This window comes from Tatumella sp. JGM118, assembly GCF_018257515.1.
In the GTDB taxonomy this organism is placed as follows: Bacteria; Pseudomonadota; Gammaproteobacteria; order Enterobacterales; family Enterobacteriaceae; genus Tatumella; species Tatumella terrea.
Window position 1 is genome coordinate 1 of sequence record NZ_JAERJR010000024.1, and the last position, 13948, is coordinate 13948.

At 55.0% G+C, this 13948-nt stretch carries 13 protein-coding genes; 10 read left to right on the top strand and 3 right to left on the bottom strand.

Features of this window, described 5'->3' with window-relative positions:
• Positions 1-435: 435 nt before the first annotated feature.
• The 4 genes from JK223_RS15205 to JK223_RS15220 all read left to right on the top strand — a co-directional run bounded on the left by JK223_RS15205 (position 436) and on the right by JK223_RS15220 (position 3744).
• A complete protein-coding gene (locus JK223_RS15205) occupies positions 436-984 on the top strand; it encodes an NlpC/P60 family protein (protein WP_212714997.1) in 549 nt (182 codons plus the stop codon).
• Between the two features lie 51 nt (positions 985-1035).
• Entirely contained in the window at positions 1036-1185 is a 150-nt protein-coding gene (locus tag JK223_RS15210; RefSeq protein WP_212714998.1) for a hypothetical protein, read from the top strand.
• Positions 1186-1288: 103 nt separating this feature from the next.
• The gene (idnD, locus tag JK223_RS15215; RefSeq protein ID WP_212714999.1) at positions 1289-2320 is read left to right on the top strand and encodes an L-idonate 5-dehydrogenase; all 1032 of its coding nucleotides are present in this window, start codon (positions 1289-1291) and stop codon (positions 2318-2320) included.
• A gap of 104 nt (positions 2321-2424) precedes the next feature.
• Complete coding sequence (locus JK223_RS15220) at positions 2425-3744, top strand: gluconate:H+ symporter (RefSeq protein ID WP_212715000.1); 1320 nt, start codon at positions 2425-2427, stop codon at positions 3742-3744.
• A 165-nt stretch (positions 3745-3909) separates the two neighbouring features.
• On the opposite strand, the gene JK223_RS15225 is transcribed toward JK223_RS15220, so the two are convergent.
• Positions 3910-5127 carry a lactonase family protein gene (locus tag JK223_RS15225; RefSeq protein ID WP_212715001.1) on the bottom strand — a complete coding sequence of 406 codons (1218 nt, stop codon included), beginning with the start codon at positions 5125-5127 and terminating at the stop codon, positions 3910-3912.
• Positions 5128-6046: 919 nt separating this feature from the next.
• Between JK223_RS15225 and JK223_RS15230 the strand changes: the two genes are divergently transcribed.
• From JK223_RS15230 to JK223_RS15240, 3 genes are all read left to right on the top strand, one after another.
• Positions 6047-6331 (top strand): hypothetical protein, encoded by a 285-nt coding sequence (locus JK223_RS15230; protein WP_212715002.1) that lies wholly within the window; start codon positions 6047-6049, stop codon positions 6329-6331.
• Entirely contained in the window at positions 6324-7460 is a 1137-nt protein-coding gene (locus JK223_RS15235; RefSeq protein ID WP_212715003.1) for a lipase family protein, read from the top strand. Before JK223_RS15230 ends, JK223_RS15235 begins: the two co-directional genes overlap by 8 nt.
• 403 nt (positions 7461-7863) lie before the next feature.
• The gene (locus JK223_RS15240) at positions 7864-8529 is read left to right on the top strand and encodes a YecA family protein (RefSeq protein WP_212715004.1); all 666 of its coding nucleotides are present in this window, start codon (positions 7864-7866) and stop codon (positions 8527-8529) included.
• A 47-nt stretch (positions 8530-8576) separates the two neighbouring features.
• On the opposite strand, the gene JK223_RS15245 is transcribed toward JK223_RS15240, so the two are convergent.
• Entirely contained in the window at positions 8577-10346 is a 1770-nt protein-coding gene (locus JK223_RS15245) for a tannase/feruloyl esterase family alpha/beta hydrolase (protein ID WP_212715027.1), read from the bottom strand.
• A gap of 240 nt (positions 10347-10586) precedes the next feature.
• Between JK223_RS15245 and JK223_RS15250 the strand changes: the two genes are divergently transcribed.
• The 3 genes from JK223_RS15250 (at position 10587) to JK223_RS15260 (ending at position 13587) form a co-directional block, all read left to right on the top strand.
• Positions 10587-11027: a hypothetical protein gene (locus JK223_RS15250; RefSeq protein WP_212715005.1), complete on the top strand. Its 441-nt coding sequence runs from the start codon at positions 10587-10589 to the stop codon at positions 11025-11027.
• Between the two features lie 246 nt (positions 11028-11273).
• Complete coding sequence (locus JK223_RS15255) at positions 11274-12338, top strand: sugar ABC transporter substrate-binding protein (RefSeq protein WP_212715006.1); 1065 nt, start codon at positions 11274-11276, stop codon at positions 12336-12338.
• Positions 12339-12345: 7 nt separating this feature from the next.
• Positions 12346-13587, top strand: a complete 1242-nt coding sequence (locus JK223_RS15260; RefSeq protein ID WP_212715007.1) for an LVIVD repeat-containing protein — start codon at positions 12346-12348, stop codon at positions 13585-13587.
• Positions 13588-13673: 86 nt separating this feature from the next.
• Here the strand turns inward: JK223_RS15260 and JK223_RS17085 are convergent, their stop codons facing one another.
• Positions 13674-13802, bottom strand: coding sequence for a hypothetical protein (locus tag JK223_RS17085; protein ID WP_256437207.1), 129 nt, complete (start codon positions 13800-13802; stop codon positions 13674-13676).
• Positions 13803-13948: the final 146 nt, after the last annotated feature.

The following is a 13948-nucleotide window of genomic DNA, read 5'->3' on the forward strand; positions in this document are numbered from 1 at the left end:
AGCACCCACACCCACACCCACACCCAAACCCACACCCAAACCCGGACCCACACCCAAACCCGGACCCACCACAATACCGGCGGTCTGTTATTGCACGCACGCGATGGGGCACGGTTCAGTCATGGTGTAATTTCGTGGCAGTGATCGTGTGGTCAGCCATACGTGCTCATCCATTCCACGACTGCGGGCAGCGGAAAAGCGTGCAGCCGCCCGCCAGACGGTTCAATGCTGAATCTGTCAGTGACGGGGGTGCAGAGAACCTGCTGTGTTACGGGACGGTAATTTTTACCCAAATCTCTGCATTTCAGGATTAACTAATGTAAAGCTGTGTAAATATCCCGAAGAAGGCGTCTTTTCGGGGGTGATCTGTTTATATCCTGCAATTTTTTGAGGTATATATTTCAGACCCCCCGGCTGAATTGAGAAAATTACACGATGACTCCCCCTGCCACCCGTAAAATTCTGACCTGCCTGTTACTGATGACCCTTGCGGGGTGTTCTTCCCATTCCCGTAATACCGAAGACAAGGGGGAAACTCTCGCTCAGGAAAATCAGCAATCGGATCTGATTAACGTTCTTGCTGCGCTGCACGACCAGATGCATTCCTGGGAAGGGACTAAATATCAGTGGGGCGGCACTCAGCTCACCGGCGTCGATTGTTCGGGCTTTGTCTGGCGAACCTTAAAAGACCGTTTCAACATCCCGATGGACCGGGTCACCACCAAACAATTAATCCATATGGGGGAACCGGTGGATCAGGCCCATTTACTGCCGGGCGATTTAGTCTTCTTCCGCATCAGAAATGAACTGCATGTCGGCTTTTACGATACTGATCGTCAGTTCCTGCATGCCTCCGTCAGCCGCGGTGTTATGCGGTCATCGCTGAATAATCCTTACTGGAAATCGGTCTACCTGGAAGCCAGACGTTTACCGCGTGAATATAACGCACAGATTACCTTCAATACTTCGAAAGGGGTTGGCTGAGCCCTCGCTTAGCGCGGTGCGTTGTAAGAGGCCCCGCCGGAAAGGCTCTGCATGACGACATTATTCGCCCCCGGTATCGCGTTTATCCATACATTATCTTTTCTGAACGGATTTCACTCTGTTGCGGTAATCCGCAGCGCACTGCATTCCCTGTCTCCCGCCGCTGCCCGCAAAGTGTTACGCGGCTCACGTTACGGGTAACAATGTCCCCTGAAACATTCTCTTAATCGATATACATCACAGATTTAACATCCAAATACCGTTCTGATAAGCGCCTGTATCTGTGCGTTTTAAGAGGACGATTATGAGTACCCTTACAGACTCTTGCATGATCAATGGCAAACATCAGGTTGAGGTCGTGAGCAAAGACGTCAGCTATCAGGGACAGGGTACCCTGGTACGTATTACCCGTGGCGGGATCTGTGGTTCGGATCTGCACTATTACCAGCACGGTAAAGTCGGTAATTTCGAGGTCAGAATGCCGATGGTGCTCGGTCATGAAGTGGTGGGCTATGTGGTGGAAAGCGATGACCCGTCCTTACAGGCAGGGCAGAAAGTCGCGATTAATCCGGCGGCCTCCTGCGGAGAGTGTAAATATTGCCGTTCCGGCGAAGATAACCAGTGTACCGGCATGCGCTTTTTTGGCAGTGCCATGTATTACCCGCATGTGGATGGCGGCTTCAGCCAGTATAAAGTGGTGGAAACCCGTCAGTGTGTTCCCTTTGAGGCCGGGGCCGATGAGAAGGTGATGGTGTTTGCCGAACCGCTGGCAGTATGTATTCATGCCACCCATCAGGCCGGCGAGTTGCAGGGCAAAAAAGTGTTTATTTCCGGTGTCGGGCCGATAGGTTGCCTGATTGCCGCCGCGGCCAGGGCCAGAGGGGCCGCAGAGGTGGTCTGTACGGATGTCAGTGAACGATCACTGGCAATGGCGGAAGCGATGGGGGCAACCACGACGATAGAGGCGGCCAGGGGGGATTTTTCTCCTTATCTGGCGGAGAAAGGGTATTTCGATGTCTCCTTCGAAGCCTCCGGTCATCCTTCCTCCCTGAATCGTTGTCTGGAGGTGACCCGGGCGAAAGGAACTCTTGTGCAGGTAGGGATGGGTGGCAATATCCCTGAATTTCCGATCATGCAGCTGATTTCCAAAGAGATCGTCTTAACCGGTTCTTTCCGTTTTACCACCGAATTCGCGACCGCAGTGGAATGGCTGGGCAAGGGGGTGATCGATCCGCTGCCTCTGTTCAGCGGGGAATATGACTATCATGAGATCGACGCTGCGCTGAATTTCGCGGGCGATAAGCAAAAGGCAGCAAAAGTGCAGTTGACGTTCTAAATCCGTCATCTGAGGCACGGGGCTTATCTGCAAAAACCCCGCCTCAGGCAACGGGATGGCGATATTACCGGGTGGTTTACACCGTGTTTTCAGAGGGCTGCATTATGCCGATTACTATAATAGCGCTGGGAGTCGTACTCCTGCTGGTACTGATGATTGTCTTTAAAGCCAATGGCTTTATCGCATTAGTTTTCGTCTCTGCCGTGGTGGGGATTGCGGAAGGTATGACACCGCTGGCAGTTATCGCATCCATTCAGAAGGGGATCGGCGGTACGCTGGGCAGTCTGGCGATGATACTGGGCTTCGGTGCCATGCTGGGCAAACTGGTGTCAGATACCGGGGCCGCCCAGCGGGTGGCAACCACGCTGATCAATGCCTTTGGTAAACAGCGGGTGCAATGGGCGCTGATGGTGACCGGCCTGATCGTCGGCCTGGCCATGTTCTATGAAATCGGCTTTGTTCTGCTGTTACCGCTGGTCTTTACGGTGGTGGCAGCGGCCGGAATGCCACTGTTATATGTCGGTGTGCCTATGGTAGCCGCGCTTTCTGTGACGCACTGTTTTCTGCCGCCGCATCCGGGGCCGACGGCTATCGCCACTATTTTCGGGGCTAACCTCGGGACGACACTGCTATACGGAATAGTGATCACTATTCCGACAGTGATCATCGCCGGGCCGTTGTTCTCCCGGTTCCTGAAAAACTTCGAAAAAGAACCGCCGGAAGGGCTATATAACCCGAAAATCTTCGCTGAGCATGAAATGCCGGGCTTCGGGATCAGTATTTTTGCGGCCATTATTCCGGTGATCCTGATGGCAGTGGCGGCGGTGTTCGAACTGACCCTGCCGAAAGAGAATGCAGTACGGCAGTTTTTTGAATTTATCGGTAACCCTGCCGTGGCTCTGTTTATCTCGGTAGTGATCGCCGTCTTTACCCTGGGGCTGCGCAACGGGCGTAAAGCGGAAGATGTGATGGAGATGTGCAGTTCGTCGATTGCCTCCATCGCCATGATTGTTTTTATTATCGCCGGCGGCGGGGCATTTAAGCAGGTGCTGGTCGACAGCGGTGTCGGGGAATACATTGCCGGTATGATGAAAGGCTCCTCCCTGTCTCCTCTGCTGATGTGCTGGACGGTGGCGGCCATGCTGCGTGTCGCGCTGGGTTCCGCGACCGTGGCGGCGATCACCACCGCAGGGATTGTCACGCCGATTATCGCAGTAACACATGCCGATCCGGCGCTGATGGTGCTGGCGGTCGGGTCAGGCAGTGTCATTGCCTCTCATGTGAATGATCCCGGGTTCTGGTTATTCAAAGGGTATTTTAATCTGAGTGTGACCGAAACGCTGAGAACCTGGACGGTGATGGAAACGCTGATCTCTGTACTGGGGCTGGCCGGTGTGCTGATCCTGGATACGATTATCCACTGACCGGTGTGAAACCGGCGGCTCTGCTGCCGGAAAGGGCAGCGGGGTCGATCAAAAAAGGCGGGGGCACGTCACAGGGCGTGCTCCCGCCGGTTCGTCAGCGGTTCATCCAGGCCCGGGATAGCGGGCTATCCGGACCGCAGGATGATTTTCTGAGACGTGAGGTCCTCAGGGTAAGAATTTAACGTCTGTCGGGCTGCCGATCTGTACGCTGATCCCGGTATATTTCAGTGAGCCGTCCTTCGCATCACGATAGAGTTCCACCACATTGTTGGAATAGACATTGGCGACCAGCATATATTGCCCGCTCTTATCAAAGGCAAAAGCACGGGGTTCAATGCCCCCGGCCAGGTAGGCTTTGCCTTCCCCCAGCTTCCCTGTCTTTTTATCGACCGGGAAGGCCACTATCTCATTACGGTTCCGGCGGTTACCGGCATACAGGAACTTGCCGTCCGGGCTGAACAGAATACCTGCTCCGCTCTTATCTTCTTCTGACTGGCTGCCGGTCAGGTTCGCGGTCTGGACTTCGGTAAGGCCCTGTTCACCTATCCGGTAAACGTGGATCTGTGCACCCATCTCGGTCACAATATAAGCGAATTTTCCGTCAGGGGAAAATGTCATATGACGGGGACCGGCTCCGGCCGGGAAATGGACATCGGCAGCCGTATCCGCCACAAACGGTGTCTTGCTGTCAGGCTGATAACGGTAAGCATGTACAGTATCGGCACCGAGGTCGGCGACAAATAACCGTTTACCGTCCGGGGTGATATTGACCGAGTGCGCATGGCCGCTGTCCTGGCGTCCGGTAACCACTCCTGAGCCTTTTTCAAACGGAACATGCTGGACAGCCTCGCCCAGTTTCCCCTGTGCCTCTATCGGGAATAGAATAAATCCGGCATTTTTCTTCGTAGCTGAATAGTTAGCCGCCAGCAGATATTTGCCGTCCGGCGTCAGCGTCGCATGCGTCGGATGTTCACCCTGACTGCTGACCGCATTAATGACTTTCAGCTTCCCTTCAGTCGTCACTTTAAGCGCAGTCACTTCGCCATTCTCACTTTCGTTGGTGGTGTAGGCGTACTTGTGGTCACGGCTGAACACAATCCATGACGGGTTCGCCAGTTCAATCACATCCAGCGGTAACAGTGTTCCGTCGGGGTTCAGATGTAAACGGTAGATCCCTTCACTTGGATACACGGCTTTCTGTGCGAGGGGGTTGGTGGTCTGACCGGTCCAGCTGCCAATCAATACGGTTTGTGGTTGCACGCGATTATGCTCCGGAAGTAAAGGATGACTCTCCTGAGCATAAGCGATATTCGTTGCTAAAAACAGGGCGACCGACGACATCCTGAACGCTTTGGAAACAACATTTTTTACCGCATTTCTCATTAATAACAACCTTTTAAATCACCAATGAAATCAGATATCCCGAACAGGGAGGGCAGAGTATCTGCAATGGCCGGCAGGGCCGGGGTCTGTCCCCGTCATAAGGGATGACCCCGATGTTCGCCGGTTGCAGAAGACTTCTTATAAAATATTTCAAAATGAAAATAAATGTTAATTTTAGTGTGGGTATTCTGCTGCCGTGGTGAGCGGTGGAATATTCGGCAGGGGATCTGCGTGTTGCACAACCCCTGCTAACACGCCGTCAGGCTCCGGAAATCCGTGTCAGGATCGGTTCGGTAACTCATGGGTTAACAGGCTGTTTTCACCGATTATCGGGGGTGATGGCTGCACGTATGACACCTTTGGCAGCGTAAGGTTTTTTTAATGTGTTTTATTCTTTATGGCTGGCGGCCTGACAGGAGCACGGTATTTTGTGGCGTATCTTCCCCGGAAGATGTCAGGGGCAGGCTGACGTTCCTCGTATTCTGCCGGCGGGTTTTCAGACAACCCGCAATGTCTGACTGACAGTATTGCGGGCGGCTCGCACTCTGCAGGGCGGCCTGATCGTTGCTTAGCGGGTATGCCACAGGGGAGCCTGCGCCGGAACACAGGGAACTCACAGAAAAATTAAGGCAGTCTGCCGCCGTCAGCGCTTTGCCCGGGACAGATGACCGGGAGGTATTTGCGTGAAGAATAAGGCGGGCTGAACAATCTTTTCCGGGCACGGCGAGGTAATTCATTAACACTGCTAATATTATTTTGCGGGCCTGACCCTGTTACGTCGTGGGTCCGACTTTGTATCTGCTGATCTGCGGATGCAGATTTACAGCGACGGAGGCGGGGAATATGCTGAAAAGGTATTTATCTATCGTCGTCAGGCGCGGCAGGATGTCACCGGTATCGCCCGGGGGTACATCTCGCAGTGCTTCATCATCGTCAGGTGAGGGATAGCCCCTCCGGGCGATACCTGCGCCTGCTTTATCCGTTGTCACAGGCGGCAGAGTATGATGATACCTTCATGCCCTTTCTCAGCGTTACGGTTCCGGCAGAGGAAGGACGCTACCAGCCTGATATGAAGCCCGGCGCCGCCGGGGGGCAGCCGTTTCTGTGGCAAATCAATACACCTCACTCAGCGGCGGTTACCGTCCGGGTGACTATCCTGACGTTCCGTCATTATTCAGCCAGGGCAGGAGTGACAAATGAATAAATTCGCAGGCGCACTACTGATATCGTCAATGAGCCTGATTGCGATAACACAGCATGCCGGGGCGGTATCGTTATCACCGAATGGCGTGTTACTGGAAAAAAGTCCTCTGCCTGCCGATCACGGCTTGCAGGAAGCTTCTGAACAGTATCTGATCCATTACACGTCGGTCAGCGGGGTCGACGGAAAAACCCGGCGTGAAGATACCGGGGCGGTATTTTTGCCGAAAGGCCCGGCCCCTCGCGGGGGCTGGCCGGTGGTGGTCTGGGCCCACGGAACCGTCGGAGTGGCTACCCAATGCGCCCCGTCTCTGAACCCCCGTTCCTCACGTGACCAGCAGTACCTGAATACCTGGCTATCGCTGGGGTTTGCGGTGGTTGCCCCGGACTATGCAGGGCTGGGATCCCGCGGACTGCATCATTATCTGAACGCACGTGCAGAGGCCTGGAGTGTGCTGGACAGCATTACGGCCGCACTGAAAAGCTTCCCGCTAAGTAATAAAATTATTATTGTCGGCCAGTCACAGGGGGCACATGCGGCATTTTCGGCGTCCGGTTATCAGCCAGCGTATGCGCCGTCACTGCATGTACTGGGCACCGTGCTGACCGGGACCCCTTATATCAACGCCGCGACCTCTGTGAATGCTATCTTCAAACCGGACCAGGGGATCACCGGCGGCGACCCGAAAATGCCCTATGCCTATTATATTTTCCTGTCGGCAGCCGATGAGAATAAGTCGCTGAAGGCTGAAGACTATTTCCGTCAGGAGGCGATTGCGGATGTCAGGCTGGCAAGCCGCCTTTGCATTACTCCGCTAACACAGCATGTGATGGAGAAGGGGCTGAACGGGAGCAACAGTTTCCTGCCGGGATTCCAGAAACTGCTGGACACGCAGTTACCCTCTCTGCGCTATAACACCCTGAAAATTAACCATCCGGTGTTTATCGGTATCGGTCTGAAAGACATCAATGTGCCGACGGCCATGCAACAGCAGTTTGCCCGGGATGTTAAAGCCGCGGGTACGCCGGTAGAAATAAAAGAGTATGCGGGCATGAACCATGGTGACACGGTGAATGTTTCACTGAGGGATTCTGTGCCCTTTGTCATCAAACTGATGGCATCTGCGGACTAACCTGAAACCCGACCCTTTTCCGGGCCGGGCACTCAGCGTGGCAGAAGATAAGCCGCCCCGCAGGCTTAATGCCGGTCACTTCAGGAAGCCCGGCCCTGAAATGAACAGTTCCCGTAAAGCCGGACGATCGGTTTCAGGCAGCCAGACTGGCCTGAGCCTGGTTGAATACCGGGCGCAGGCCTTTCCCGGTAAGCATGATGATGAGTTTATATTCATAAAACGTTTAACTGACCGGCATTGCCCGCAGGCCGCTCTTACGGTGCACCGGGGCGCGGGTCTCCCTGGCCGCTGGCGGGGGAAGTGTTCACTTTATACTGACGACTGCCCGTCACGGGCGGAACTGTTATAATCACCGATTGATCGATGCCGATATCCTTCGGAAACAGAAACGAGGTAACAGAAGATGGCGCAGGGTCCACTGACTGAGAAAGAGCTGGAATGGCTGGATGATATTTTTATGAAATACGGGGATGACGATTCCGTACTGGATGTTTCCGGGCTGGATGGTTTCCTTACGGCCATCCTGTCAGGGCCGGTCATGGTAGAGCCGGAAAGATGGCTGGTAGAAGTGTGGGGCGGAGCCGGTAAGGTGCCGCGCTGGAGTTCTGAACGCGAAATGGAACGCTTTATGAACCTCACTTTCCAGCATCTCGACGACATCGACCAGCGTTTGTCGGACTATCCTGATCAATTTGAACCGCTGTTTGGCTCCCGTGAAACAGAAGGTCAGGAATTTACCATCGTTGAGGAATGGTGTTTCGGCTATCTGCGCGGAGTGGCACTCGGGGGATGGCCGGAATTACCGGCGGCATTACAGCCTGCGCTGGATGCTATTGCGCTACACGGGCAGGAAGAGAAATTCCCTGTGCTGGAAACCTTAAGCCCGGAAGCTTACGAAGAAAGTATCGACGCGATTTTACCGGCATCACTGGCACTGCACCGCTACTGGCTGGAGCATCGCAGCGATGGCGAGGTCAGCCAGCCGTTTATCGCAGAGGTCAAAGCCGGTCGTAATGACCCTTGTCCTTGTGGCAGCGGCAAAAAATTCAAACAGTGTTGCCTGCACTAATCACCGGTGATATCACGGGGAGAGCCCCGTAATATCACCGCAGGGGGTTAGTGGCTAATCACCTGTAGCTGATCACCCACGACTTTGTAGTCTTTCTGATTGTCCGGGCCGATAAAGTCAGCGGCCGGGGCATTGACATGAAAGGCGGCAAACGCCTCTGATTTGACGGGTTTCCAGGAAGACGCCTGGTTCTTATCGCCTTCCCCTTTGTAGACGGCAATATCAGGGTAAGGGTACACCGGACGGGTGGCTTTCAGTGCCGGCATCGCGCTGGCATAAGGTTTGCCGGGACGCTGAACCCCGTGGAACGCTGTCTGGGCCGCGCTGGCGGAAGACGGCGGAGGACCGGCCGGCATTTCAGCTTCGGCCTTCAGAAGCTTACCGGTGATCAGTGCCTGAGGCGCTTTACCGTCTTCTGTCCAGGCCATCAGAGGTGTCAGTAAATCCACCTGATCGTAGCCTTCACCGCGCCCGCAGTGTGCCACACCCGGTAACAGGAACAGCTTCAGGAAGGTATCGGTATCCTTCCGGCCGAGCGTTCTGACGACGCCCTGATAGTAGGCCAGCGAGAACGCCGGGCTTACTGAGTCATCCGCCAGTCCGTGCCACATAATCAGTTTACCGCCCTGCGCACGGAAAGGTGCCAGATTGGTGTTCGCCGCGTTATACAGCGGAGCATAGCGGGCGACTTTGTCGAAATCCGCCTGGTTGAGCGGGAAATCGCGCATAGAACGGATAGTGTTTTTACCGGGGGGCAGCAATACCGATTGCAGTGCCGGTAATACCATCGATTCCGCCGGAGAGGTTCCGTCGCGGGTAGCGGGAACCGGCCAGCGGAGTTCCGAGCCAATAGGGAAGCCACCCGGTACAAACTGATGACCATGACCCGCATTTGCCCCTTCGTAGTAGCGGCTGACGACGCCCAGTTCTTCACGGGTCAGGCAGGCGGAGTGATCGGTGTCACCGGGCTTACATATTCTGAACCAGGAAGGTGAGAAATGGCAGGCATACGGGTTTTGCAGAATGCCGTCATTAACTCCGGATAAGGTCGGACAGTGGGCCAGCGCCGTCTGGTGAATGAATGGCAGGCGGGCGGCTAACAGAATAGCAGAGCCGTCTTCACGTTCGTTGGCCACCACACTCCAGCCATGGAAGAAGGAGTTCTGGAAAGAGAAGAAGGCTGCCGGTGCGCCGGCACTGATCCCGTTAAAGTCTTCCGGAAAACGCTGGGCTTCCATCAGGGCCTCGCGGCCACCGTCAGAGCACCCCATAAAGTAGGCATATTTCTGTGGCTGATGATACAGCGCCGAGATCAGTGCTTTGGAGAGCAGCGCCGTCAGGTGATTGGCTCGCCAGGCAAAATCGATCCGTTTTTGCGGATCTTCAGCCCAGCGGGCATCCATCATGCTGCCGCTGTGGCCCATATCGGTCGCGGCCACCACAAATTCGCCATTCATTGCAGGCACACAACCACCGGTATTCGAAAGGCTGAGATTAATTGTGCCACATAATCCGCCACAACCTACCTGCAGAAAGCGCTGGGTCCAGTGTTCGGTCGGAAGCGCAACCTGAACGCCGATATCCGGTGCGATGCGGGCAGAAACTTTACAGTACGTCCCTTTTTCACTGTTTTCATTGCGGGCGGACAGGATAGTCACCGCCGCCCCGGTTTGTGCCGAAAAATTTTGCTGCGCCAGCGCGCTACAGTCAATGACCGGTTTGACCACCGGCAATGTGGCCGCTTTCGTCAGCGGACTGAACAGCGAGAGCAGCAGGCCGGCAGCCAGCAACCTGCAAAAGAGCATCAAAGATTTCATCACCTGAGTATCCGTTATTGGCAAGCGGGTATCCGTCCCGACCGGCATCTGCCGGGGAAACTACGGGTGTCTCAGGACGGAGGATCATCAGCAACGCCTTAGCCGCATTGCTGGCGAATAAGCTTAGCAACCGGACGACAGAAATGTATATTCACTAAAGCGTAAAAGATGTGTTAAGACGCCGCACCCCCGGTTACCTTCCGGCGGGTTATGCGGCCTTCGGCCGAAAAAGGAGTTCTGATGAGCGAGTTTGTCTTCTCTGTGTTACCCGCCGCCGTGGAATTTTATGACCGGCAGCGACAGCCGATAGCCAGCTTACAGGGCGGTTATCAGACCACCGCGGCCGGGTTATTTATCGCCGGTCAGACAGATGCGCTGGCGACCGAAACACTGATTTACCGGATTGAAGAAGTGCTGGAATCAGAAGGCAGAATCGTTCCTGCGGGAGAGGTGGCGATAGGTCATGACCCGTTACTGGGCAGAGTGTGTGCGGACTTTCTGGCGGGCGAAACCACCATGACGCCCGATGGCGTTGAGGTGGCATTTAATCGTGTTGCTGAACAGCTTTCTTATTCTCCTCTGGCGCTGACCGGCCCGCAGGCCGATACGCTCTGTTATTTCGTTTTTATCCGCGAAATGATCCATCATCTGCAGCTCGCCGGGCTCCGCTACCAGCCCTGAAAATATCTGAAATATTTTTAATCTCTCCCCGGACAGAGGGTAGCCAGCGGTCAGGTGATTATGTAATATGACGTCTGGACATCCAGACGGATAAACGTGCAGACATGTTTTTTATCCGCCAGGGCGAAAGGAAAGACGACGGTCAGCAGCAATGATCCGCAAACACCGATCCGCCGGCCCGGCACGCCGGGCGGCAGCACAATGATAATAATCAGCCTGATCACAGGCGGGTATACAGGACAGAACATGAAAAAGATTGCATTCTCATTACTGGCATTAAGCCTGTTCAGCACCGCTCCCGTATTTGCCGATACCCCGACGCCGGTACCGGCGGCCATTGCCGGTCACCACGGCCCAATCCGTATTGCGGTGATCCGTAACCTGGGATCTGATGATAACACTACCCAGTTTGTCGCCGGGGCTATCAAACAGGCGAGAAAACTGGGCTTTAAAGTGAATACCTTCCTGAGCAACGGTGATGACGCGCGTTTCCAGGACTTTGTGAATCAGGCGATTACGCAAAAATATGACGGGATCATCCTGTCACAGGGCCGGGCACCTTACTCAGAAGCCCTGGTGAAGCGTATTACTCAGGCCGGTATTGCGGTCTCTGTCTTTGATACGGCGGTTCCTGACAATATTCCGGGCGTGACCGTGACCCGTCAGGATGATGCTTCCCTGACCGATATGTCGTTTGGACAACTGGTGAAGGATTTCCACGGCAAAGCAAATATCGTCAAGCTATGGGTGGCTGGTTTCCCGCCGATGGATCGTCGTGAAAAAGAGTACCAGAAGCTGCTGAAACAGAACCCTGGCATTAAACAGCTGGAATCTCTGGGTGCGGTGTCCAGTGATGTACAGGGCGATACCGCCAATAAAGTCGGTGCCATCCTGGCGAAATATCCGAAAGGTAAAATCGATGCCATCTGGGGATCATGGGACGCGTTCAGCCAGGGCGCCTATAAAGCCTTACAGGAAAATGGCCGGACAGAGATCAAGCTTTACAGCATTGATATCTCCAACCAGGATCTGCAGATGATGCACAGCAAAAACAGCCCGTGGCAGATGACGGCGGCGGTCGATCCGCAGCTGATCGGTGCGACGAATGTGCGTCTGGTCGCGCTGAAGATTGCCGGTGAGAAAACGCCAGCGACCTATGAATTTAAAGCAGATTCAGTATCACAGGCATTGCTGAATCAGCAGAGCGGTGATGTCAACATGGCCAGCCTGCCGAAAATTATTCCGGGCTGGGGAGCGACGCAGGATTTCGTTGCACCGTGGTTTGCCACCCTCGAAGCTAAAGCGAAGTAAGATCCCTGTGAGCGCGCTACCGCAACCGGACTACAGCCGCAATATGCGGCTTATCGGGCACAGTGATCAGGGGGGCCGGCCGGACGGAGTCCAGCTGATGGTCCATCGCGGGTTTGCCTATATCGGGCATATGGTCTCCTCCGGATTTTCGGTGGTGGATGTGCGGGATCCCTCCCGGCCGAAGACGGTGAATTATATAGCCGCGCCGCCGGGCACCTGGAACATACACCTGCAGGCCCATGACGATCTGTTACTGGTGATCAACGCCCGCGATCTGTTTGCGGATGCGCGCTTCGCCGATGAGAAAGTTTATTACACCCGGCAGGTCGGTGAGACGGTCAGTGATGTGCAGGACAATGGCTGGAGTGCCGGTCTGCGCATTTTTGATATCTCGGTGCCACACAACCCGCGTGAGATCAGTTTTCTGTCACTCGGGGGGATTGGTATCCACCGCATCTGGTATGTGGGGGGACGCTGGGCCTATGTGTCGGCATTGCTGGACGGTTTCAGCGATTATATCTTCCTGACCATCGATTTAGCGGACCCGCGTCATCCGACGGTGGCCGGTAAATGGTGGCTGCCCGGCATGAATCAGCAGGCCGGGGAAGTTCCGGACTGGCCGGAAGGTAAGCGTTACGCTCTGCATCACGCGATCATCAGCGGAGATACGGCCTACGGGAGCTGGCGTGACGGGGGACTGACGTTGCTGAATATCAAAGATCGCACAGCCCCTGAACTGATCAGTCATCGTAACTGGAGCCCGCCGTTTGGTGGCGGCACCCATACAGCACTCCCGTTACCGGACCGGGATTTACTGGTGGTGCTGGACGAAGCGGTGCTCGACCAGCAGCAGGACGGGGAGAAACTGATCTGGCTGTTTGATATCCGGGACCCGGCCAACCCGGTCAGTATTTCGACCTTTCCGCAGCCGGAAGATGCCGATTATATTGCCAAAGGGGCGCATTTCGGGCCACATAACCTGCATGAAAACCGGCCGGGCAGCTTTGTCAGTTCCACGCTGATCTTTGCGACCTACCAGAATGCCGGGGTACGTGCGTATGACATCAGCAATCCTTACCGGCCGGTAGAAACCGGTGCGCTGGTGCCGGCGGCCCCCGAAAAAATGATGGATACCCGGCCAGGACGCCCGCAGGTGATCCAGTCCTGTGATGTTTTCGTTGATGCACAGGGGATCATTTACAGTACGGACTACAATGGCGGACTGTCGGTTATCGAATATCTGGGCTGATGGCTCAGGCCGGTCATTCCGACCGGCCTGAAACCTGCCGGCGTCTTTTGCTCCGCCTTTTCTGCGAATATCGTCTGCGACTCCTTTTATTCTGCCACTTCTGTGAATGCCGCCTGCCGCGTCTTTTGCTCTGGCACTTCTGCGAATACCGTCTGTGACGTGTTTTGCTCTGACGTTTCTGCGAATACCGCCTGCGACGTTTTTTGCTCCGCCATTTCTGGGAATATCCTCTGCCGTGTCTTTTACTCCGGCATTGCTGCGAATGTCGCCCGCCGGCGGGTTATCCTCGCGATTTTATCGCCAGTGAACAGTTTTTAAGTATTTTACTAAACTCCGTCGCCTCCTTACCTTGGGGTCATTG